The sequence below is a fragment of the Burkholderia sp. BCC0506 genome (assembly GCF_902833145.1).
In the GTDB taxonomy this organism is placed as follows: domain Bacteria; phylum Pseudomonadota; class Gammaproteobacteria; order Burkholderiales; family Burkholderiaceae; genus Burkholderia.
This window is the reverse complement of record NZ_CADFEN010000003.1, coordinates 529,683-552,872: the sequence shown is the minus strand read 5'-3', so window position 1 is coordinate 552,872 and position 23,190 is coordinate 529,683. Positions and strand designations below refer to the sequence as shown.

The following is a 23,190-nucleotide window of genomic DNA, read 5'->3' as shown; positions in this document are numbered from 1 at the left end:
CCGATGGGAAGGTCACGCGCCGCGGCGGCACGCGACGAGGTAGTTGATGTCGGTGTCGTTCGACAGCGCGAAGCGCTTGCCGATCGGGTGATACGTGATGCCCTTGATCTCGACGATGTGCAGATCCGTTGCACGCACGAAGCCGGCCAGTTCCGACGGGCGGATGAAGCGCGCGTAATCGTGCGTACCCTTCGGCAGCATTTGCGCGATGTATTCCGCGCCGATCACGGCGAACAGGTAGGACTTCAGGTTGCGGTTCAGCGTCGAGAAGAATACCCAGCCACCCGGTTTCACGAGCGTCGCGCACGCGGCCACGATGTCGCTGGGCGACGGCACGTGCTCGAGCATTTCCATGCACGTGACGACGTCGTAGGTACCCGGTTCGCGCGCGGCGATCGCTTCGGCGGCGATCGCCTCGTAATCGACCGAAATGCCGCTTTCGAGGCTGTGCAGGTCGGCCACGCCGAGCGCCTCGGTCGACAGGTCGATGCCTTTCACCTGGGCGCCGAGCCCGGCCATCGATTCGGACAGGATGCCGCCGCCGCAGCCGATGTCGAGTGCACGTTTGCCGGCCAGGTGCGCATGCGCGTCGATCCAGCCGAGCCTGACCGGGTTCAGGTCGTGCAGCGGCTTGAATTCGGCATTCGGATCCCACCATCGGTGGGCGAGGTCGCTGAATTTCTGGAGTTCGTGCGGATCGGCGTTGGTCATGTCGGCAAACGGGCTACGAGAGGAGGGCGGTGCTTCGGTGCGTCAGCCCCGAGTATATAAGCGGGCGGACGACGAGGCCAGCGAGCGCCTGGACGGGCGTCAATGAAAAAGCCCCGCCGGAGCGGGGCTTTGAAGCAGTCGAAAACCGCGGCTTAGTTTGCCGGAACGGTCGTCTTCTGCACTTGCTGCGTACCGACCACTTCGACTTCCACGCGGCGGTCCGGTGCGAGGCAAGCGATGAGTTGCTTGCGGTTCTTCTGGTTGCAGCCCGTCGTGACCGGGTTGCGCTTGCCCTTGCCTTCCGTGTAGATCTTGTTGGCCGGCACACCCTTGCTGACCAGGTACGACTTCACGGCTTGCGCACGGCGCAGCGACAGACGGTCGTTGTACTTGTCCGAACCGATGCGGTCCGTGTAGCCCGTTGCGACGACCACTTCCGTGTTCATGCCTTCGATCTTCGAAGCCAGTTCGTCCAGCTTTTGCTTGCCCAGCGGCTTGAGCGTTGCCTTGTCGAAGTCGAACAGTGCGTCAGCTTGATACGTGATCTTCTGGCTCGTGATGGCCGGAGCGACCGGAGCGACCGGCGGCTGCGGTGCCTGGGCGACCAGTGCGCCATCGCACTTCGCGTTGGCGGTGGCCGGCGTCCAGAACGCATCGCGCCAGCAGAGCTCGTTCGTACCGTTCATCCACACCCATTCGCCCGTGCCGTTCACCCAGTTGTCATTGACGGCTTGACGCGACGCCGGCACCGACTGTGCCGAAGCGGATGCAGCCATAACTGCGGTAGCTGCAATGAACGCGAGCTTTGAAAGTTTATTCATATTTCTCCTCTCGAAATTGAGATTACCGCAGGTTTACTGCGAGCCTGTTGACGGTGACAAGTCATACATTGCTCGAAGTATAACATTGGTGCGGCACAAAAAACGCGGCACCGCTCTGTGTAGACTTCGAGCAGCGTCTAACTTTCAGTGCGTTGGCATTTTGCCATATCGTTCCCTTCCTACGAAAAAAAATCCTCCCCACCCCAAGATCGCTTCAACTTTGTGGTGCATGCGCAACACCGGCCTGCCGTAACTTTTAGAGATTGTCAAGAGCGTGGCGGCGAAATTGCGCGAATGCGTGCGGCTGTTTACTCGTGCGCGGGAAACGCGCGGCGATCGCCTGCGACGTCCGGTCGCGCGCGATTTCGGCGGATCCATGCGACTGCGGTTTTTGCTGTTTACATATAGAGGGGGAAGCGAATTGGCGGCTGATGGGCGCATGTTAGAATCTCGCGTTGCGTTGCGCATGCAGCGCCCACGCGAAAGGCGTTCGCCGTCTTCGCTCCGAAACGATACGGATACATGGATCAATTCGCCAAAGAGACCCTGCCCACCTCCCTAGAGGAGGAAATGCGCCGTTCGTATCTCGATTACGCGATGAGCGTGATCGTCGGACGTGCCCTCCCGGATGTCCGCGATGGCCTGAAGCCCGTGCACCGGCGCGTATTGTTCGCGATGCACGAACTGAACAACGACTGGAACCGCGCGTACAAGAAGTCGGCGCGTATCGTCGGTGACGTGATCGGTAAATACCACCCTCACGGCGATGCCGCGGTCTACGACACGATCGTGCGGATGGCGCAGGACTTCTCGCTGCGCTACATGCTGATCGACGGGCAGGGCAACTTCGGCTCGATCGACGGCGACAATGCCGCGGCGATGCGTTACACCGAAATTCGCATGGCGAAGATCGGTCACGAGCTGCTCGCCGACATCGACAAGGAAACCGTCGATTTCGAGCCGAACTACGACGGCAACGAAATGCAGCCGTCGGTCCTGCCGTCGCGCATTCCGAACCTGCTGATCAACGGCTCGTCGGGCATCGCGGTCGGTATGGCGACCAACATCCCGCCGCACAACCTGAACGAAGTCGTCGATGCGTGCCAGCACCTGCTCGGCAACCCGGAAGCGACGATCGACGAGCTGATCGAGATCATCCCGGCGCCGGATTTCCCGACGGCCGGCATCATCTACGGCGTCGCCGGCGTGCGCGACGGCTACCGCACCGGGCGCGGCCGCGTCGTGATGCGTGCGGCCACGCACTTCGAGGAAATCGATCGCGGCCAGCGGATGGCGATCATCGTCGACGAGTTGCCGTACCAGGTGAACAAGCGCTCGCTGCTCGAGCGGATCGCCGAGCTCGTCAACGAGAAGAAGCTCGAAGGCATTTCCGACATCCGCGACGAGTCCGACAAGAGCGGCATGCGTGTCGTGATCGAGCTCAAGCGCGGCGAAGTGCCGGAAGTGGTGCTGAACAACCTGTACAAGGCGACGCAGCTGCAGGACACGTTCGGCATGAACATGGTCGCGCTCGTCGACGGCCAGCCGAAGCTGCTGAACCTGAAGGAAATCCTGCAGTGCTTCCTGTCGCACCGACGCGAAGTGCTGACGCGCCGCACGATCTACGAACTGCGCAAGGCCCGCGAACGCGGCCACGTGCTCGAAGGTCTCGCGGTCGCGCTCGCGAACATCGACGAGTTCATCGCGATCATCAAGGCCGCGCCGACGCCGCCGATCGCGAAGCAGGAACTGATGGCCAAGCCGTGGGATTCGTCGCTCGTGCGCGAGATGCTGACGCGCGCCGAGAGCGAGAACGCGGCGGCCGGCGGCCGTTCCGCGTACCGTCCGGAAGGCCTGAACCCGGCGTTCGGGATGCAGGCCGACGGGCTGTACCGCCTGTCCGACACGCAGGCGCAGGAAATCCTGCAGATGCGCCTGCAGCGCCTGACCGGCCTCGAGCAGGACAAGATCATCGGCGAGTACCGCGACGTGATGGCACAGATCGCCGACCTGCTGGACATCCTCGCGCGCCCCGAGCGGATCACGACGATGATCGGCGAGGAACTGACCGCGGTGAAGGCCGAATTCGGCGACGCGCGCCGCTCGAGGATCGAACTGAACGCGACCGAGCTGAACACCGAGGATCTGATCACGCCGCAGGACATGGTCGTCACGATGTCGCATGCGGGCTACGTGAAGTCGCAGCCGCTGTCCGAGTACCGTGCGCAGAAGCGCGGCGGCCGCGGCAAGCAGGCGACGCAGATGAAGGAAGACGACTGGATCGAGACGCTGTTCATCGCGAACACGCACGACTACATCCTGTGCTTCTCGAACCGCGGCCGCGTGTACTGGGTCAAGGTCTACGAAGTGCCGCAGGGCTCGCGCAACTCGCGCGGGCGCCCGATCGTCAACATGTTCCCGCTGCAGGAAGGCGAGAAGATCAACGTCGTGCTGCCGGTCAAGGAATTCTCGGCCGACAAGTTCATCTTCATGGCGACGTCGCTCGGCACCGTGAAGAAGACGCCGCTCGAGGCATTCAGCCGCCCGATGAAGAAGGGCATCATCGCGGTCGGCCTCGACGACGGCGATTACCTGATCGGTGCGTCGATCACCGACGGCGCGCACGACGTGATGCTGTTCTCCGACGCCGGCAAGGCCGTGCGTTTCGACGAGAACGACGTGCGTCCGATGGGGCGCGAGGCGCGCGGCGTGCGCGGCATGCAGCTCGAGGACGGGCAGCAGGTCATCGCGATGCTGGTCGCGGGCAGCGAGGAGCAGACCGTGCTCACCGCGACCGAAAACGGCTACGGCAAGCGCACGCCGATCACCGAGTACACGCGCCATGGCCGCGGTACGAAGGGTATGATCGCGATCCAGACGTCCGAGCGCAACGGCAAGGTCGTGGCGGCCACGCTCGTCGACGCCGAGGATCAGATCATGCTGATCACGACGGCGGGCGTGTTGATTCGCACCCGTGTTTCCGAGATACGCGAGATGGGACGCGCCACGCAAGGTGTTACACTCATCAGTCTCGATGAGGGTACCAAGCTCTCTGGCCTGCAGCAGATCGCGGAGGCCGAAGAGGGAGAGGGCGAGGCCGACGAGGCGTCGGACGGCGAAGCCTGAAGAACGGATGAGACTCTGGCCGCCGCGGGCGAAAAGCGCCGCGGCCGGCGAGCAACCATTCATATTTCCAAAAGGGAGTGATGATGCAAAAGCAATTCAAGCAACTGGTCCTGCTGGCCGCACTGGTGCCGACGTTCGCGATGGCGCAGGCGCTGTCGAATTCCGCACCGGCTGCTCCGGCGGCAGCTGCGCCGATCGACGCCGACAAGAAGGCAGCGATCAAGGATCTGCTCGACGCGATCGACGCGCCGAAGCTCGTGTCGGCAATCGGCAACAGCGCCGAAATGCAGGCCAAGCAACTCGTGCCGGCCATCCTGTCGGACGCGCTGTCGGAAAACAAGACGCTGAACGACAAGCAGAAGCAGGCTGCCGTTCCGACGCTGCAGAAGAACGCGGTGCCGAAGCTGGTCGACGGCGCAGGCAAGGTGTTCGGCACGCAGCAGTTCCAGAGCGACGCGATGTCGGCTCAATACGACGCGTACGCGAAGTACTACAGCACGTCGGAGATCAAGGATCTGACGACGTTCTACAAGAGCCCGACGGGCCGCAAGTTCATCCAGGTCCAGGATCAGGTCGGTCGCGACGTGGTCAACGGCCTGATGCAGAAGTACATGCCGCAAGCGATCCAGGCAACGCGTACGCAGGCTGACAAGGAAGTCGCAGCAGTCAAGCCGGGCAAGTAAGCCGTCCGGGCGCGCCCCCGGCCGTCCGGCCGGGTTTGGCGGGAGCCTGACGACAGTGCGATAATGGCCGTTTGCGCGCGAGCGCAAGCGGCCATTTCTTTTCTGGCGCGTTCTGCCGGCGGCGAGCCGGTCGCGTCCCTCCCGAGGTTTTCACGATGCGCGTCTTTAATTTCTCCGCCGGCCCTGCGGCGATGCCCGAGGAAGTGCTGCGGCAAGCCGCCGACGAAATGCTCGACTGGCACGGCAGCGGCATGAGCGTGATGGAGATGAGCCATCGCGGCAAGGAGTTCATGTCGATCCACGAGGCCGCGCTGACCGACCTGCGCGATCTGCTCGGCGTGCCCGCGAGCCACCGGATCCTGTTCCTGCAGGGCGGCGGCATCGCGGAAAACGCGATCGTGCCGATGAACCTGCTCGGCTCGCGCAAGACGGCCGACTTCGTCGTGACGGGTTCGTGGTCGCAGAAATCGTTCGGCGAGGCGAAGAAGTTCTGCACGCCGCATCTTGCCGCGACCGGCAAGACGGAGGACGGCTTCACGCGTGCGCCCACGCGCGCCGAATGGCAGTTGTCGGACGATCCGGCCTACGTGCACCTGTGCACCAACGAGACGATCGACGGCGTCGAGACGTTCGAGATTCCCGATCTCGGCGACGTGCCGCTGGTCGCGGATGTCTCGTCGCACATCCTGTCGCGCCCGATGGACGTCGCGAAGTACGGCGTGCTGTTCGGCGGTGCGCAGAAGAACATCGGGATGGCCGGCGTGACGGTCGTGATCGTGCGCGAGGATCTGCTCGATCGCGCGCTGTCGATCTGCCCGTCCGCGTTCGAATGGAAGACCATCGCCGCGAACAACTCGCTGTACAACACGCCGCCCACCTACGCGATCTACATCGCGGGCCTCGTGTTCCAGTGGCTGAAGCGGCAGGGCGGCCTCGAAGCGATCGAGGCCCGCAATATCGAAAAGGCGAAGCTGCTCTACGACACGATCGACGCGAGCAGTTTCTATCTGAACAAGGTCGAGCCGGCAGCACGTTCGCGGATGAACGTGCCGTTTTTCCTGGCCGACGAAACGCGCAACGAAGACTTCCTTGCCGGCGCAAAGGCGCGCGGGCTGCTGCAGCTGAAGGGCCACAAGTCCGTCGGCGGCATGCGGGCGTCGATCTACAACGCGGTGCCGCTCGAGGGCGTGAAGGCGCTCGTCGAGTACATGAAGGACTTCGAGCAGCGCGGCGCCTGACGGCGGCGCTGTTCAAACAGCACGGCAAAACGCATGGACGACGAACTGAATTCCCGCCTGAAACCGCTGCGCGACCGCATCGACGCGATCGACGCGCAGCTGATCGCGCTCCTGAACCAGCGCGCCGCGGTGGCGCTCGAGGTGGGCGAGGTCAAGAAGCATTTCAACGCGCCGGTGTTCCGGCCGGAGCGCGAGCTGCAGGTGATCGCACGGCTGCAGGACATGAGCGCCGGGCCGCTCGCGAGCGAGCACATCAGCGCCATCTGGCGCGAGATCATGGCGGCGAGCCGCGCGCTCGAGCAGACGATCCACGTCGCGTTTCTCGGGCCGGTCGGCACGTATAGCGAACAGGCGATGTTCGAGTATTTCGGCCAGTCGATCGAAGGGCTGCCGTGTCCGTCGATCGACGAGGTGTTCCGCTCGGTCGAGGCCGGCGCGTCCGCGTTCGGCATCGCACCGGTCGAGAATTCGACCGAAGGCGCCGTGTCGCGCACGCTCGACCTGCTGCTGCAGACCCAACTGCTGATCAGCGGCGAGCTCGCGCTGCCGATCCATCACAACCTGCTGACGCAGAGCGGCACGCTCGACGGCGTGAAGCGTGTTTGCGCGCATGCGCAGGCGCTCGCGCAGTGCCAGCAGTGGCTCGCGGCGAATGCGCCGCAGCTCGAGCGGCAGGCGGTGGCGAGCAACGCGGAGGCCGCGCGCCTCGCGGCGGCCGATCCGACCGTTGCCGCGATCGCGGGCGACCGTGCGGCCGCGCATTACGGCCTGCAGATCGCGTTCTCGCTGATCCAGGACGATCCGCACAATCGCACGCGCTTCGTGATCGTCGGCAAGCAGCCGGCCGGCCCGAGCGGTCACGACCAGACGTCGCTGATCGTGTCGGTGAAGAACGAGCCGGGCGCCGTGTTCAAGCTGCTCGAGCCGCTCGCGCGGCACGGCGTGTCGATGACGCGCTTCGAGTCGCGTCCGGCGCGCGTCGGCACGTGGGAGTACTACTTCTACATCGACATCGAAGGGCACCGCGACGATGCGGCGGTGGCGGCCGCGCTGACGGAACTCGGCCAGAAGGCCGCGTTCCTGAAGATACTCGGTTCGTATCCGCGCGCACGCTGATACGCGGCGGCCCAGCGCCTGCTCGTGCAGGCGTGGCGGGCGGGCAGGGCAGGCCGGTCGGCGCTGTCGAAGGCGGGTTCGGGCGGTATCCGGCGCAGGTTGCGCCGGGTGCGGGCCCGTGGCCCGGAATCTGGAATTCCGCGTGCGGGGCGTCGTTTCGCGCGCGTAACTTGGCTCTTGTCGTGTCAGGCTTTGCATTCAACAAACTGGTCATCTTCGGCGTCGGCCTGATCGGCGGATCGCTGGCCCGCGCGCTGCGCGAGCGCGCGCCGGGCGGCGCGGGCGAGATCGTCGGCGTGGGCCGCTCGCGCGCATCGGTCGAGCGCGCGCTGTCGCTCGGCGTGATCGATCGCGCGGCGGCGCTCGACGACGACGCGCAGTTGCGCGACGCGCTCGCCGGCGCCGATCTCGTCTTGCTGGCCGCGCCCGTCGCGCAAACCGGCCCGTTGCTCGCGCGCATCGCGCCGTGGCTCGACGGCGCGACGATCGTCACCGATGCGGGCAGCACCAAGTCCGATGTCGTCGCGGCTGCGCGCGACACGCTCGGCGCGCGGATCGCGCAGTTCGTGCCGGGCCATCCGATCGCGGGGCGCGAGTCGAGCGGCGTCGAGGCCGCGTTGCCGGATCTGTACGTCGGCCGCAACGTCGTGCTGTGCCCGCTGCCGGAGAACGCGCCCGAAGCGGTGGCCCGGATCGACGCGATGTGGCGCGCGACCGGCGCCGACGTGCGCACGATGAGCACCGAACAGCACGATCGCGTCTTTGCGTCGATCAGCCATCTGCCGCACGTGCTGTCGTTCGCGCTCGTCGAGCAGATTCTCGGCGAGGCCGACGCGGAACTGAAATTCTCGTACGCGGCCGGCGGTTTCCGCGATTTCACGCGCATCGCGGCGTCGAGCCCGGAAATGTGGCGCGACGTGTGCGTCGCGAACCGCGCGGCGCTGCTCGACGAACTCGACGGCTACACGCGCGTGCTCACGCGGCTGCGCGCGGCGATCGACGCCGGCGACGGCGCGGCGCTCGAAGCCGTATTCACGCGCTCGCGCGCCGCACGCAAGGCATGGCAGGAACGCGGCGGCGCGCCCGCTGCCGAACCGGTCAAGAAATAACAGGACGATTCCCATGGACTACCTCGATCTCGGCCCGTACTCCAGCGCATCGGGCACCGTGCGCCTGCCCGGCTCGAAGAGCATTTCGAACCGCGTGCTGCTGCTCGCGGCGCTCGCCGAAGGCGACACGACGATCACCAACCTGCTCGACTCCGACGACACGCGCGTGATGCTCGACGCACTCGGCAAGCTCGGCGTGAAGCTCGCGCGCGACGGCGACACCTGTGTCGTCACCGGCACGCGCGGCGCGTTCACCGCGAAGACGGCCGACCTGTTCCTCGGCAACGCGGGCACGGCCGTCCGGCCGCTGACCGCGGCGCTCGCGGTGAACGGCGGCGACTATCGCGTGCACGGCGTGCCGCGCATGCACGAGCGGCCGATCGGCGATCTCGTCGACGGTCTGCGCCAGATCGGCGCGCAGATCGACTACGAATTGAACGAAGGCTACCCGCCGCTTCGGATCAAATCCGCGACGATCTCGGTCGACGCGCCGATCCGCGTGCGCGGCGACGTGTCGAGCCAGTTCCTCACCGCGCTCCTGATGACGCTGCCGCTCGTGAAGGCGAAGGACGGCCACACCGTCGTCGAAGTCGACGGCGAGCTGATCTCGAAGCCGTACATCGACATCACGATCCGGCTGATGGCGCGCTTCGGCGTGACCGTCGAGCGCGACGGCTGGCAGCGTTTCGTGGTACCGGCCGGCGTCCGCTACCGCTCGCCGGGGCGGATCATGGTCGAGGGCGATGCGTCGTCCGCGTCGTACTTTCTCGCGGCCGGCGCGCTGGGCGGCGGGCCGCTGCGGGTCGAGGGCGTGGGGCGCGCGAGCATCCAGGGCGACGTCGGCTTCGCGAATGCGCTGATGCAGATGGGCGCGAACGTGACGATGGGCGACGACTGGATCGACGTGCGCGGCATCGGCCACGATCACGGCAAGCTCGAACCGATCGACATGGACTTCAACCTGATTCCGGACGCGGCGATGACGATCGCGGTCGCGGCGCTGTTTGCGAACGGCACGAGTACGCTGCGCAACATCGCGAGCTGGCGCGTGAAGGAGACCGACCGCATCGCCGCGATGGCGACCGAGCTGCGCAAGGTCGGCGCGACTGTCGAGGAAGGCCCCGACTATCTCGTCGTCACGCCGCCGGAAAAGCTCACGCCGAACGCGGCGATCGATACGTACGACGATCACCGGATGGCGATGTGCTTCTCGCTCGTCAGCCTGGGCGGCGTGCCCGTGCGGATCAACGATCCGAAGTGCGTCGGCAAGACGTTCCCCGACTATTTCGACCGCTTCGCCGCGCTCGCCAAAGCCTGACCGATTGTTCCGATGAAATCGACCCGACCTTTTCACCCGACTCCCGTCATCACGATCGACGGCCCGACCGCTTCCGGCAAGGGCACCGTCGCGGCGCTCGTGGCCGCGCACCTCGGCTTTCACCTGCTCGACAGCGGCGCGCTGTACCGGCTCGCGGCGCTCGCGAGCGTGCGCTACGGCATCGCCGCGGAGGACATCGACGCGCTGGTGAAGCTGATCGACGACCTGCACATCACGTTCCGTGAAGGTTGCGCGCAGCTCGACGGCGTGGACGTGTCGAACGACATTCGTGCCGAAGCGGTCGGCAACCGCGCGTCGGCCATCGCCGTGCACGGCCCCGTGCGCACCGCGCTCGTCGCGCGCCAGCGCGCGTTCCGCAAGACGCCGGGCCTCGTGGCGGACGGGCGCGACATGGGCACGGTGATCTTCCCGGACGCCGTGCTGAAGGTGTTCCTGACGGCCAGCGCGGAGGCGCGCGCGGCCAGGCGGCATAAGCAATTGATGCAAAAAGGTTTTTCTGCTAATATAGATGACTTGCTCCGGGATCTTCGTGAACGTGACGCGCGCGACAGCAATCGCGCGGCCGCGCCGCTGAAGCCTGCGGCAGATGCCAAGCTGCTCGATACGTCGGCACTTTCGGTCGATGAAGCGGTCGACCAGGTGCTGCAGTGGTACCGGGCGCTCGGCCAGCCAGCCTGAGAAGGCGGGCAGCGGTAGGTGCTTCGCGTCGCAAGCGCGGAGCGTGTTTCGAACCCTTAACCCCGTGTGGTCCTCGATCTGGCCCTTTCAGCCTGCCATTCCGGCCGGCGTGGCACAGCGAGCCATGCACAATCAGATTTTTATGTCCGACCTGCAAACCTCCAACCCGAATACCGAATCCTTTGCGGCTCTGTTCGAAGAGTCGCTGACCCGCCAAGACATGCGCGCCGGCGAAGTGATCTCCGCCGAAGTCGTGCGCGTCGACCACAACTTCGTGGTCGTCAATGCAGGCCTGAAGTCCGAGGCTTACATTCCGATCGAGGAATTCCTGAACGATCAGGGCGAGGTTGAGGTGCAGTCGGGCGATTTCGTGTCCGTCGCGATCGACGCACTCGAAAACGGCTACGGCGACACGATCCTGTCGCGCGACAAGGCGAAGCGCCTTGCATCGTGGCTGTCGCTGGAAAAGGCGCTCGACAACAACGAGCTCGTCACCGGCACCATCACCGGCAAGGTGAAGGGCGGCATGACCGTGATGGTCAACGGCATCCGCGCGTTCCTGCCGGGTTCGCTGGTCGACACGCGTCCGGTCAAGGACACGACCCCGTACGAAGGCAAGACGCTCGAGTTCCGCGTGATCAAGCTCGATCGCAAGCGTAACAACGTCGTGCTGTCGCGTCGTGCAGTGATCGAGGCAACGCAAGGCGAAGAGCGCGCGAAGCTGCTCGAGACGCTGAAGGAAGGCGCGATCGTCAACGGCGTGGTCAAGAACATCACCGACTACGGCGCGTTCGTCGACCTCGGCGGCATCGACGGCCTGCTGCACATCACCGACATCGCATGGCGTCGTGTGCGTCACCCGAGCGAAGTCCTGTCGGTTGGCCAGGAAGTCACCGCGAAGATCCTCAAGTTCGACCAAGAGAAGAACCGCGTCTCGCTGGGCATCAAGCAACTGGGCGACGATCCGTGGGAAGGCATCTCGCGCCGTTACCCGTCGGGCACGCGCCTGTTCGGCAAGGTCACGAACATCACCGACTACGGCGCATTCGTCGAAGTGGAATCGGGCATCGAAGGCCTCGTCCACGTGTCGGAAATGGACTGGACCAACAAGAACGTTGCGCCGTCGAAGGTTGTCCAGCTGGGCGACGAAGTCGAAGTCATGGTCCTCGAGATCGACGAAGACCGTCGTCGTATCAGCCTCGGCATGAAGCAGTGCAAGCCGAATCCGTGGGATGACTTCAGCCGCAACTTCAAGAAGGGCGACAAGATCACGGGCGCAATCAAGTCGATCACCGACTTCGGCGTGTTCATCGGTCTGCCGGGCGGCATCGACGGCCTGGTCCACCTGTCGGACCTGTCGTGGAGCGAAGCCGGCGAAGAAGCCGTTCGCAAGTACAAGAAGGGCGACGAAGTCGAAGCCATCGTGCTCGGTATCGACGTCGAGAAGGAGCGCATTTCGCTCGGCATCAAGCAACTCGAAGGCGACCCGTTCAGCAACTACGTTGCAATGAACGACAAGGGCTCGATCGTCGACGGCGTCGTGAAGACGGTCGATGCGAAGGGTGCGGTCGTCACGCTGACGGGCGACGTCGAAGGCTACCTGCGCGCATCGGAAATCTCGCAGGATCGCGTCGAAGACGCACGCAACGTGCTGAAGGAAGGCGACAAGGTCAACGCGATGGTGATCAACATCGATCGCAAGTCGCGCGGCATCAACCTGTCGATCAAGGCGAAGGATTCGGCCGAACAACAGGAAGCGATCCGCGGCCTGCAGTCGGACTCCAGCGCTGCTGCGACCGGTACGACCAACCTCGGCGCGCTGCTGAAGGCGAAGCTCGACGGCCAGAACCAGTAAGCCTTACGAGGTCTGCTGAAGTATGACCAAATCCGAGTTGGTCGCGCAGCTGGCATCGCGATTTCCGCAACTTGTCCTCAAGGATGCGGATTTCGCGGTGAAAACGATGCTCGATGCGATGTCCGACGCCCTGGCGAAAGGGCATCGCATTGAAATTCGGGGTTTCGGCAGCTTTGGCCTCAATCGTCGCCCGGCGCGCGTCGGACGCAACCCGAAGTCGGGGGAGAAAGTGCAGGTGCCCGAGAAGTTCGTGCCGCACTTCAAGCCCGGCAAGGAATTGCGCGAACGCGTCGACGGCCGCGCCGGTGAACCGCTGAAGGCTGACGATCCGGACGACGAGCGTTGAGCGTCGTTCGGTGCGCCCGGAACCTGTCCGGCGAAGGCTGAAAAGAAAAGCGCCCCTTGCGGGCGCTTTTTTCATTTCCGGCCACCGACGCGCAACCCGGCGCACAGGATCTGCGCAGCCGCGGAAACGCTTCCTTTACAATACGGGTCGATTCGGTGCGACGAAGGGGAGTCGCGCGCCGCGGCAAACCTCAACAAAGAGAGGGCTTCATGAAGTTTATCGTCTGGCTGATCCGGGTATTGGTGTTCGTCCTGCTGCTGGTGCTCGCGCTGGCCAATACACAAACCGCGACGCTGAATTTCGTTGCCGGCTACGCCTGGCAAGCGCCGCTGATCCTGATCGGCCTGGCATTCTTCGCCGTGGGGCTGCTGGCCGGCCTGCTGTCCGCGCTGCCTTCGATCTTCCGGCTGCGCCTCGAGAACGGGCGTTTGAAGCGCGATCTGCGTGCGGCGCGCGAAACGCCCGCCGTCATCGATCAGCCGCCGATGCCGCCCGTCATTTAACACGGACGCCGCGCGATCATCGCGCGGTTTTCGTCTCTGCTTCGATATTTCGCATGGATCTGGATTTCTGGTGGTTGCTCGCGATTCCGGTCGCGTTCGCGCTCGGGTGGGCGGCGTCCCGCTATGACCTGAAGAATCTCCTGTCGGAGAGCGCCAACCTGCCGCGCTCGTATTTTCGCGGCCTGAATTTTCTGTTGAACGAACAACCCGACAAGGCGATCGATGCGTTCATCGAGGTCGCCAAGCTCGATCCCGAGACGGTCGAGCTGCACTTCGCCCTCGGCAACCTGTTTCGCCGTCGCGGCGAGACCGACCGCGCGATCCGCGTGCATCAGAACCTGCTGAGCCGCACCGACCTGCCCGTCAACGAGCGCGACCACGCGCTGTACGAGCTGGGGCAGGATTTCCTGAAAGCCGGCTTGCTGGATCGCGCCGAGGAGGCGTTCCACAAGCTCGCGGACGGCGACTACGCACTGGGCGCCCAGCGGGCGCTGCTGACGATCTACGAGATCGAGAAGGACTGGAACAAGTCGATCGATACGGCAAAACGCATCGAATCGATGAGCGACAAGCCGCTCAGCACGGAAATTGCGCAGTTTCACTGCGAGCTCGCGCAGGACGCGCTGCAGCGCAAGAATGCCGCCGCGGCGGCCGAACAATTGCGCCTTGCGCTGACCGTGAATCCGCAGAACGTCCGTGCGACGGTCCTGTCCGGCGACGCGGCGGAAGCGGCGGGCGACCACGCGGCTGCGATCGAGCACTGGAAGCGCGTCGAGGCGCAGAACCCGGCGTATCTGCCGCTCGTCGCCGACAAGCTGATGAAGGCGTACGTCGCGCTCGGCAGGAACGTCGAAGGCGCCGAGCTGCTGATGGGGTACGTCGATCGCTATCCGTCGAACGACCTGCTCGACATCGCCTATCAGCATATCGCCGGGTTGCGCGGCCAGGATGCGGCGCACACGCTCGCGCGCACGCAGATGGAAAAGTCGCCGAACCTGTCGGGGATGCTGCACCTGCTCGATGCACAGATCGCGGCGGCCGACGAACCGCGCCGTAAGGAACTTGAAATGATGCGTGCGCTGATCAAGCAGCGTACGAAAAATCTGCCACGGTATACGTGCCAGAATTGCGGTTTCCGGGCACGGCTCTTCTATTGGCAGTGCCCCGGATGCAGCGGCTGGGAAACCTATGCGCCGCGCCGCGTCGAACCTGCGATGCCGGGCTGATCCCGGCATGCGGGGCCAACGCGCTGCGGTTGCCGCCGGGCTCGTCCCGGCGGCCAAGTTAGTCAATTACCGGGAAGTACCGGAACATCTATGAAAATCACCATCATCGGCACCGGCTACGTCGGCCTCGTCACGGGCGCCTGCCTCGCGGAGATCGGTCACGACGTCTTCTGCCTCGACGTCGATCCGCGCAAGATCGACATCCTGAACAACGGCGGGATGCCGATTCACGAACCGGGGCTGCTGGACATCATCGCGCGCAACCGCACGGCCGGGCGCCTGCGTTTCTCGACCGACATCGAGGCGAGCGTCGCGCACGGCGAGATCCAGTTCATCGCGGTCGGCACGCCGCCCGACGAGGACGGCTCGGCCGACCTGCAATACGTGCTCGAGGCCGCGCGCAACATCGGCCGCCACATGACGGGTTTCAAGGTGATCGTCGACAAGTCGACGGTGCCGGTCGGCACCGCGCAGCGCGTGCGCGGCGTGGTCGACGACGCGCTTGCCGCGCGCGGGCTCGCGGGCAGCGTCGCGCATCGCTTCTCGGTCGTATCGAACCCGGAATTCCTGAAGGAAGGCGCCGCGGTCGAGGACTTCATGCGTCCGGACCGGATCATCATCGGCGTCGACGACGATGAAACCGGCACGATCGCGCGCGAGAAGATGAAGAAGCTCTACGCGCCGTTCAACCGCAACCACGAGCGCACGATTTACATGGACGTGCGTTCGGCCGAATTCGCGAAGTATGCGGCGAACGCGATGCTCGCGACGCGCATCTCGTTCATGAACGAGATGTCGAATCTCGCCGACAAGGTCGGCGCCGACATCGAGGCCGTGCGCCGCGGGATCGGCTCCGATCCGCGCATCGGCTATCACTTCCTGTACGCAGGCGTCGGCTACGGCGGCTCGTGCTTCCCGAAGGACGTGCAGGCGCTGATCCGCACCGCGGGCGAGAACGGCCAGCCGCTGCGCATCCTGGAGGCCGTCGAGGCCGCCAACCATGCGCAGAAGGATGTGCTGATCGGCAAGATCGAGCAGCGCTTCGGCGCCGACCTGACGGGCCGCGAGTTCGCGGTCTGGGGCCTCGCGTTCAAGCCAAACACCGACGACATGCGCGAGGCGCCGAGCCGCCGCTTGATCGCCGCGCTGCTCGAACGCGGTGCGACGGTGCGCGCGTATGATCCGGTGGCGGTCGATGAAGCGCGGCGCGTGTTCGCGCTGGATCTCGGCGACGATGCGGACGCACTGGCGCGGCTGCATCTCGTCGACACGCAGGACGTTGCGGTCACGGGCGCCGACGCACTGGTGATCGTTACCGAATGGAAGGAATTCCGCAGCCCCGATTTCACGCGCCTGAAGGCCGAACTGAAGGCGCCGGTGATCTTCGACGGGCGCAACCTGTACGAGCCGGATGCGATGGCCGAGCTGGGCATCGACTACTACGCGATCGGCCGGCCGTATGTCGATCCCCAGTCGTCCTCCCGTGGCTGAACGTACGATGAATACTCTTCGCGAAGTCGTTCCGGTGCCGCGCGAGCAGCTCGCGCGCTCGCGTGTGCTCGTCGTCGGCGACGTGATGCTCGACCGTTACTGGTTCGGCAACGTCGATCGCATTTCGCCTGAAGCGCCGGTGCCGGTCGTGCACGTGCAGCGTCAGGAGGAGCGGCTCGGCGGCGCGGCCAACGTCGCGCGCAATGCCGTGACGCTCGGCGGCCAGGCCGGGCTGCTGTGCGTCGTCGGTTGCGACGAACCCGGCGAGCGGATCGTCGAGCTGCTCGGCAGCAGCGGCGTGACGCCGCATCTCGAGCGCGATCCGGCCCTGCCGACCACGATCAAGCTGCGCGTGCTCGCGCGCCAGCAGCAACTGCTGCGCGTCGACTTCGAGGCGATGCCGACGCACGAGGTGCTGCTCGCGGGGCTCGCACGTTTCGACGTGCTGCTGCCGCAGCACGACGTCGTGCTGATGTCGGATTACGCCAAAGGCGGCCTCACGCACGTCACGACGATGATCGAGAAGGCGCGCGCGGCCGGCAAGGCGGTGCTGGTCGACCCGAAGGGCGACGACTGGGCGCGCTATCGCGGCGCATCGCTGATCACGCCGAATCGCGCGGAACTGCGCGAGGTCGTCGGGCAGTGGAAATCGGAAGACGACCTGCGCGCGCGCGTCGCGAATCTGCGCGCGGAGCTCGACATCGACGCGCTGCTGCTCACGCGTTCGGAAGAGGGAATGACGCTTTTTTCCGCGGGCGGCGAACTGCATGCGCCGGCGCTCGCGCGCGAAGTGTTCGACGTATCGGGCGCGGGTGACACGGTGATCGCGACGGTCGCGACGATGCTCGGCGCCGGTGTGCCGCTCGTCGACGCCGTGGTGCTCGCGAATCGCGCGGCAGGCATCGTGGTCGGCAAGCTCGGCACGGCCACGGTGGATTACGACGAACTGTTTCACTGAGCGCATCCGGCGGCGCGACGAGCGCGCCGCGCGGGTGGCTCGCACTTTTCAGGCAGGACGATCATGACCCTCATCGTCACCGGCGCGGCCGGTTTTATCGGCGCGAACATCGTCAAGGCGCTCAACGAGCGTGGCGAGACGCGCATCATCGCGGTCGACAACCTGACGCGCGCGGACAAGTTCCGCAATCTCGTCGATTGCGAGATCGACGACTATCTCGACAAGACCGAATTCGTCGAACGCTTCGCGCGCGGCGATTTCGGCAAGGTGCGCGCGGTGTTCCACGAAGGCGCCTGTTCGGACACGATGGAAACCGACGGCCGTTACATGATGGACAACAATTTCCGCTACAGCCGCGCGGTGCTCGATACCTGCCTCGCGCAGGGCACGCAGTTCCTGTACGCATCGTCGGCCGCGATCTACGGCGGCTCGACGCGTTTCGTCGAGACGCGCGACGTCGAGGCGCCGCTGAACGTGTACGGCTACTCGAAGTTCCTGTTCGACCAGGTGATCCGCCGCGTGCTGCCGAGCGCGAAGAGCCAGATCGCGGGCTTCCGCTATTTCAACGTGTACGGCCCGCGCGAGACGCACAAGGGCCGCATGGCGTCGGTCGCGTTCCACAACTTCAACCAGTTCCGCGCGGAAGGCAAGGTGAAGCTGTTCGGCGAGTACAACGGTTATGCACCGGGCGAGCAGACGCGCGATTTCGTGTCGGTCGAGGACGTGACGAAGGTGAACCTGTTCTTCTTCGATCATCCGGAGAAGTCGGGCATCTTCAATCTCGGCACGGGCCGCGCGCAGCCGTTCAACGATATCGCGTCGACGGTCGTCAACACGCTGCGCGCGCTGGACAACCAGCCGCCGCTGACGCTTGCGCAGCAGGTCGAGCAGGGGTTGATCGAATACGTGCCGTTCCCCGATGCGCTGCGCGGCAAGTACCAGTGCTTCACGCAGGCCGATCAGACGAAACTGCGCGCGGCCGGCTACGACGCACCGTTCCTGACCGTGCAGGAAGGCGTCGACCGCTACGTGCGTTGGCTATCCGGCCAGGTTTAAACCGGCGCGTTGCATCGATAGACTGGGTCTCACGGTCGGCAGCCGCCGGCCGTTTTTCTTCGGAGATCCAGCACATGATCAGAAAATGGTTTGCCGCAGCGGTCATGCTCGGCGCAGTGGCGTCGGCCTGGGCGGCCGTCGACGTCAACACCGCGAACGAGGATGCGCTCGTCGGCATCAAGGGCATCGGCCCGGCGAGGGCGAAGGCGATTCTCGACGAGCGCGGCGCACGCGGTCCGTTCAGGAATGCCGACGATCTCGCCACGCGCGTGAAGGGCATGGGCGGGCACACCGTCGAGCGGCTTCAGCAGGAAGGGTTGACGATCGGTGCGGCGGCCGGCACGAGCGCCACGCCGTCGGCCGCGGCCAAACCGGCGGCCGCGAAGCCTGCCGCCGCGCCGGCCCGCACCGCGCAGAAATAACGCATCGAGCAACCGACAAAGCGCTCCTTCAGCCGCCGTCGTCGCGACGGCTTCCCGCGGCATGCCGCGGGTTTTTTGCGTGGTGACGCGTGCGCGGCGAGCGCGAATCGGGCGGCACGCGTATTCCATCGTCGCAATGGGGTTGCCGGCGCGCGGGCCGGTGCTGGTTTACAATCGATCGGTTGATCGGCCTCGCACTCACGGTATACCCATGGCTTACAAAACTATCGAAGACACGATCGGCAATACGCCGCTCGTGCAACTGGTCCGCCTGCCGGACGACGAAATTCGCGCCCGCAACAACGTGCTGCTCGCGAAGCTCGAGGGCAACAATCCGGCCGGTTCCGTGAAGGATCGCCCGGCGCTGTCGATGATCAGCAAGGCCGAAGCGCGCGGGCGCATCAAGCCGGGCGATACGCTGATCGAGGCGACGAGCGGCAACACGGGCATCGCGCTCGCGATGGCCGCGGCCATCCGCGGCTACAAGATGGTGCTGATCATGCCGGAGGATCTGTCGGTCGAGCGCCGCCAGAGCATGGCGGCCTACGGTGCCGAAATCATCCTGACGCCGGTGAAGGGCGGAATGGAGCTGGCGCGCGACCTCGCGGAGCAGATGCAGCGCGAAGGCAAGGGCGTGATCCTCGACCAGTTCGGCAATCCCGACAATCCCATCGCGCACTACGAAGGAACGGGGCCGGAGATCTGGCGCGATACCGAGGGGCGCATCACGCACTTCGTGTCCGCGATGGGCACGACGGGCACGATCATGGGCACGTCGCGCTACCTGAAGGAACAGAATCCGGCGATCGAGATCATCGGTGCGCAGCCGGAAGACGGCTCGCGTATTCCGGGCATTCGCAAGTGGCCGGAAGCGTACATGCCGACCATCTTCGATCGCAGCCGCATCGATCGCGTCGAGAGCGTGAGCCAGGCTGCGTCGGAAACGATGACGCGCCGGCTCGCGGCGGTCGAAGGCATTTTCGCGGGCATTTCGTCGGGCGGCGCATGTGAAGTCGCGATGCGCATCGCGCGTCAGGTCGAGAACGCGACGATCGTGTTCATCGTCTGCGATCGCGGCGACCGCTACCTGTCCACGGGCGTGTTTCCCGCCTGACGGAGAGCGGGGCGCGATTCGCGCATCGATAAAAAAGCGCCGCGTTCTGAGAACTGCGGCGCTTTTTCTTTGGGCGGCCAGCGCTTACTGCGGCTGCTCGTCGGCAGCGGCCGGTGGCAGCGCGCCAGTCGCCTCCATCTGCGCTTTCACGGCTTCGCCGAGCTGGTACACGGTGAGTGCGTAGAAGAAGCTGCGGTTGTAGCGCGTGAGCACATAGAAGTTCTTCAGGCCGAGCATGTATTCGGTCGCGCGCCCCGGCGACGGCAGGTCGACCACGGTCACCGGCGTGCCGGCCTCGGTCGTGATGTTGACCGACGGCTCGTTCAGCGTCATGCCCGCGCGCAGCAGTTGCGACAGCGCCCAGTGCGGTTCGGGTTGGCCGTCGGCGGCGGCCTGTGCGATGCCCAGGCTGCCCGTGTCGGGCGTGATCTGCCAGACCACCGGGCGGTCGGTTTCCCAGCCGTGCTGCTTCAGGTAGTTCGCGACGCTGCCGATCGCATCGACAGGACTGCTGCGCAGATCGACATGGCCCGTGCCGTCGAAGTCGACCGCATATTCGCGGATGCTGCTCGGCAGGAATTGCGGAATCCCGATCGCGCCGGTGTACGAACCAAGCACCGTGGTCGGGTCGAGCTGGTTGTCGCGGGTCCAGACCAGGAAGTCCTCGAGGTTCTTGCGGAACGTGGCCTGGCGGCTGTCGCGATTCGGCGTGTCCGGGTAGTCGAACGTCAGTGTGGTCAGCGCGTCGAGCACGCGGAAATTGCCCATGTAGCGGCCGTAGATGGTCTCGACGCCGATGATGCCGACGATCACCTCGGGCGGCACGCCGAACTGCTCGGACGCGCGTTGCAGCGCGGCCTGGTTCGCCTTCCAGAACTTCACGCCCGCGTTGATGCGGATCGGCTCGATGAAGCGCGAGCGATAGACGCGCCAGTTCTTGACCGTCGGCGCCGGCGCCGGCTTCACGAGCTTGACGGCCGTTGCCGAATAGCTGATGCGCGAGAACAGCGCATGCAGGCTCGTCGAATCGAAGCCGTTGCGGCTCACCATCTCGTCGATGAACGCGTCGACCTTCGCGTTGTTCGCGTAACGCTGCGGAACGATTTCCTCTTCGAAGGTCTGGCCTTGCGGTGTCGGCTGCTGCGGCTGGCCCTGGGCGACGAGCGTGCCGGGCTTCGCCGGCTGCGTCTGCGCCGCGACAGGCGCGGTGCCGAGGGCCGTGGCGATGGCAGCGACGACGAGCGGCGCGCGAACACGGAACAGCGCGGAGAGAAGGACGGCAGGCTTGCTGGAATTCATGTCGAAGCGGGCGGACAGGGCGATTGTGTTCGGCGCAGTATACCCGACGCATCCGGCGCGCCGGGCCGAAGCGGGCCCCCGTTGTGGTAAGTTAGCGGCGAATTCGCGGCAGACGATGGACATCATTGAGGGAGACCTGCGGCGTACCGTGCGCCGCGGATGACAGCTTATGGCAACCGCTTTCTACACGCACCCCGATTGCATGCTGCACGAAATGGGGGAATGGCATCCGGAATGTCCGGCCCGCCTGTCGGCGATCCAGGATCAGCTGATTGCGAGCCGCATCGACGACCTGATCGTGCACGAGACCGCACCGTTTGCGAGCGAGGTCGCGCTGGGCCGCGTGCATACGCAGGCGCACATCGACTACATCCGCGGCATGACGCCGGTCGACGGCTACGTCGAGATCGATCCCGATACGCTGATGAATCGCGACACGTGGCGCGCGGCACTGCGCGCGGCCGGCGCCGCGATCGCGGCGACCGACGCGGTGATCGAAGGCCGCTATGCGAATGCGTTCTGCGGCGTCCGTCCACCCGGTCACCATGCGGAGCCCGCGCGCGCGATGGGCTTTTGCTTCTTCAACAACGTCGCGATCGCCGCGCGGCATGCGCTCGACGTACACGGCATCGAGCGGGTCGCGATCGTCGATTTCGACGTGCACCACGGCAACGGCACCGAGGCCGCGTTCGCGAACGACGAGCGCGTGCTGATGTGCAGCTTCTTCCAGCATCCGCTGTATCCGTTCTCGGGCGTCGATCATCAGGCGCCGAACATGGTCAACCTGCCGATGCCCGCGCGCAGCAACGGGATGGCGATCCGCGAAGCCGTCGACATGTTCTGGCTGCCGCGCCTCGACGCGTTCAAGCCGCAGATGCTGTTCGTGTCGGCCGGCTTCGACGCGCATCGCGAGGACGACATCGGCAATCTCGGCCTCGTCGAGGCCGACTTCGAGTGGCTGACCGCGCAGATCGTCGACGTGGCGCGCCGCCATGCGCAGGGCCGCATCGTCAGCTGCCTCGAAGGCGGCTACAACCTGTCCGCGCTCGGGCGCAGCGTCGTCGCGCACCTGCGCGTGCTGGCCGGGATCTGACGCTCGCTCGACCGGCCGGGCCGGGCGCGCTCAGCGCACCGGCACGCGCGCGTGAATCCACGCGATCAGCGCGTCGATCACGCGATCGCGCTCGAGATCGTTCATCGTTTCGTGGAAGCCGCCTTCGTACAGCGTCAGCGTGCGGTCCGGCGAGCCGACGTGCGCGCCGAACGCGCGGCTGCCGTCGGGTTCGGTCAGCTTGTCGTCGGTGCCGTGATAGACGAGCACCGGTACGCGCAGCGCGCCGCGACCGTGTTCGATGCGCGTCATCGCGTCGAGAATCTCCGCGCCGGTGCGGGCGGGCACCGCGCCGTGATGCACGAGCGGATCGGCGCGGTTGGCCGCGACGATGGCCGGATCGCGCGACAGCAGGGCCGCATCGATCCTGATCGCGGGGAAAGTGGGCCACACGCGGCTGATGACGCGGCTGACCGCGAGCATCCAGCGCGGCACGTCGCGCCCCGGCGCGAGCGCCGGACTCGACAGCACGAGGCCCGTCAGCGCGTGACCGCGGGCCGGTGCACGTTCGATCGCGTAGAGCGCCGCGACCGCGCCGCCCATGCTGTGCCCCATCAGGAACAGCGGCGCGTCGCCACGCGCGGCTTCGGCGACCAGCGCATCCGCATCGTTCAGGTAGTCGTCGAAGCGGTCCGCCCACGCGCGCTTGCCGGGCGACTGGCCATGCCCGCGCAGATCGATCGCCAGCACGTCGATGCCGGCCGCGTTCAGCCGGCCGGCGAGCGCGGCATAGCGGCCCGCATGTTCGGCGAGGCCGTGCACCAGCGCGATCGTCGCGCGCGACGGCGCGGTGCCGTCGCCGGCCGGCCAGCGGTACGACGCCAGTTCGACCCCGTCCGCGGTACGCAGCCGGCCCATCTTCGGCGCGGGCGCTGGAGGTGCCGATGCCGCGGTGTCGGCTGCGTCGGCCGGCGTGGTGGTGGTGCTCATCTGGCGTGTCCCCTGTTCGTTGGCATGCGTGTTCCGGATCATAGTCGCGGCATTCTCG

The 23,190-nt window shown here is 65.7% G+C and carries 21 protein-coding genes; 17 read left to right on the top strand and 4 right to left on the bottom strand.

Going from position 1 to position 23,190, the window contains the following annotated elements; genetic code table 11:
* Nucleotides 1–12 precede the first annotated feature (12 nt).
* The gene (gene ubiG, locus HWX62_RS09855) at nucleotides 13–711 is read right to left on the bottom strand and encodes a bifunctional 2-polyprenyl-6-hydroxyphenol methylase/3-demethylubiquinol 3-O-methyltransferase UbiG (RefSeq protein WP_175929694.1); all 699 of its coding nucleotides are present in this window, start codon (nucleotides 709–711) and stop codon (nucleotides 13–15) included.
* Nucleotides 712–863: 152 nt separating this feature from the next.
* Nucleotides 864–1,532, bottom strand: coding sequence for an outer membrane protein OmpA (gene ompA / locus HWX62_RS09850; RefSeq protein WP_006476579.1), 669 nt, complete (start codon nucleotides 1,530–1,532; stop codon nucleotides 864–866).
* Nucleotides 1,533–2,054: 522 nt separating this feature from the next.
* On the opposite strand from ompA, the gene gyrA reads away from it, so the two are divergent.
* The 16 genes from gyrA (at nucleotide 2,055) to cysM (ending at nucleotide 19,792) form a co-directional block, all read left to right on the top strand.
* Complete coding sequence (gyrA, locus tag HWX62_RS09845) at nucleotides 2,055–4,658, top strand: DNA gyrase subunit A (RefSeq protein WP_175985125.1); 2,604 nt, start codon at nucleotides 2,055–2,057, stop codon at nucleotides 4,656–4,658.
* A gap of 83 nt (nucleotides 4,659–4,741) precedes the next feature.
* A complete protein-coding gene (locus HWX62_RS09840; RefSeq protein WP_006486966.1) occupies nucleotides 4,742–5,341 on the top strand; it encodes a DUF2059 domain-containing protein in 600 nt (199 codons plus the stop codon).
* Nucleotides 5,342–5,496: 155 nt separating this feature from the next.
* Nucleotides 5,497–6,579: a 3-phosphoserine/phosphohydroxythreonine transaminase gene (gene serC / locus HWX62_RS09835; protein WP_175929692.1), complete on the top strand. Its 1,083-nt coding sequence runs from the start codon at nucleotides 5,497–5,499 to the stop codon at nucleotides 6,577–6,579.
* A 33-nt stretch (nucleotides 6,580–6,612) separates the two neighbouring features.
* Entirely contained in the window at nucleotides 6,613–7,695 is a 1,083-nt protein-coding gene (gene pheA, locus HWX62_RS09830; protein WP_175929691.1) for a prephenate dehydratase, read from the top strand.
* Between the two features lie 182 nt (nucleotides 7,696–7,877).
* Complete coding sequence (locus tag HWX62_RS09825; RefSeq protein WP_175929690.1) at nucleotides 7,878–8,804, top strand: prephenate dehydrogenase/arogenate dehydrogenase family protein; 927 nt, start codon at nucleotides 7,878–7,880, stop codon at nucleotides 8,802–8,804.
* A gap of 13 nt (nucleotides 8,805–8,817) precedes the next feature.
* Entirely contained in the window at nucleotides 8,818–10,122 is a 1,305-nt protein-coding gene (gene aroA / locus HWX62_RS09820; protein ID WP_175929689.1) for a 3-phosphoshikimate 1-carboxyvinyltransferase, read from the top strand.
* 12 nt (nucleotides 10,123–10,134) lie between these two features.
* Complete coding sequence (cmk, locus tag HWX62_RS09815) at nucleotides 10,135–10,821, top strand: (d)CMP kinase (RefSeq protein ID WP_044844836.1); 687 nt, start codon at nucleotides 10,135–10,137, stop codon at nucleotides 10,819–10,821.
* A 124-nt stretch (nucleotides 10,822–10,945) separates the two neighbouring features.
* Nucleotides 10,946–12,676, top strand: a complete 1,731-nt coding sequence (gene rpsA, locus HWX62_RS09810) for a 30S ribosomal protein S1 (RefSeq protein WP_006486958.1) — start codon at nucleotides 10,946–10,948, stop codon at nucleotides 12,674–12,676.
* A 22-nt stretch (nucleotides 12,677–12,698) separates the two neighbouring features.
* Nucleotides 12,699–13,022, top strand: coding sequence for an integration host factor subunit beta (locus HWX62_RS09805; protein WP_006486894.1), 324 nt, complete (start codon nucleotides 12,699–12,701; stop codon nucleotides 13,020–13,022).
* Nucleotides 13,023–13,231: 209 nt separating this feature from the next.
* Nucleotides 13,232–13,525 (top strand): LapA family protein, encoded by a 294-nt coding sequence (locus HWX62_RS09800; protein WP_012328123.1) that lies wholly within the window; start codon nucleotides 13,232–13,234, stop codon nucleotides 13,523–13,525.
* Nucleotides 13,526–13,578: 53 nt separating this feature from the next.
* On the top strand, nucleotides 13,579–14,751 hold the full coding sequence (gene lapB / locus HWX62_RS09795; protein WP_175929687.1) for a lipopolysaccharide assembly protein LapB: 1,173 nt from the start codon (nucleotides 13,579–13,581) through the stop codon (nucleotides 14,749–14,751).
* Between the two features lie 90 nt (nucleotides 14,752–14,841).
* Nucleotides 14,842–16,242 (top strand): UDP-glucose/GDP-mannose dehydrogenase family protein, encoded by a 1,401-nt coding sequence (locus tag HWX62_RS09790; protein ID WP_175929686.1) that lies wholly within the window; start codon nucleotides 14,842–14,844, stop codon nucleotides 16,240–16,242.
* A 7-nt stretch (nucleotides 16,243–16,249) separates the two neighbouring features.
* Complete coding sequence (gene rfaE1, locus HWX62_RS09785; protein WP_006486931.1) at nucleotides 16,250–17,200, top strand: D-glycero-beta-D-manno-heptose-7-phosphate kinase; 951 nt, start codon at nucleotides 16,250–16,252, stop codon at nucleotides 17,198–17,200.
* 63 nt (nucleotides 17,201–17,263) lie between these two features.
* Complete coding sequence (rfaD, locus tag HWX62_RS09780) at nucleotides 17,264–18,256, top strand: ADP-glyceromanno-heptose 6-epimerase (protein ID WP_175929685.1); 993 nt, start codon at nucleotides 17,264–17,266, stop codon at nucleotides 18,254–18,256.
* Between the two features lie 74 nt (nucleotides 18,257–18,330).
* Nucleotides 18,331–18,678, top strand: a complete 348-nt coding sequence (locus tag HWX62_RS09775; protein ID WP_023475825.1) for a helix-hairpin-helix domain-containing protein — start codon at nucleotides 18,331–18,333, stop codon at nucleotides 18,676–18,678.
* 211 nt (nucleotides 18,679–18,889) lie between these two features.
* Complete coding sequence (gene cysM / locus HWX62_RS09770; RefSeq protein WP_175929684.1) at nucleotides 18,890–19,792, top strand: cysteine synthase CysM; 903 nt, start codon at nucleotides 18,890–18,892, stop codon at nucleotides 19,790–19,792.
* A gap of 84 nt (nucleotides 19,793–19,876) precedes the next feature.
* Here the strand turns inward: cysM and mltB are convergent, their stop codons facing one another.
* Nucleotides 19,877–21,217: a lytic murein transglycosylase B gene (gene mltB / locus HWX62_RS09765; protein WP_175929683.1), complete on the bottom strand. Its 1,341-nt coding sequence runs from the start codon at nucleotides 21,215–21,217 to the stop codon at nucleotides 19,877–19,879.
* A gap of 43 nt (nucleotides 21,218–21,260) precedes the next feature.
* On the opposite strand from mltB, the gene HWX62_RS09760 reads away from it, so the two are divergent.
* Entirely contained in the window at nucleotides 21,261–22,184 is a 924-nt protein-coding gene (locus HWX62_RS09760) for a histone deacetylase family protein (protein ID WP_175929682.1), read from the top strand.
* A gap of 30 nt (nucleotides 22,185–22,214) precedes the next feature.
* Here the strand turns inward: HWX62_RS09760 and HWX62_RS09755 are convergent, their stop codons facing one another.
* Entirely contained in the window at nucleotides 22,215–23,132 is a 918-nt protein-coding gene (locus HWX62_RS09755; protein WP_175929681.1) for an alpha/beta hydrolase, read from the bottom strand.
* Nucleotides 23,133–23,190 lie beyond the last annotated feature (58 nt).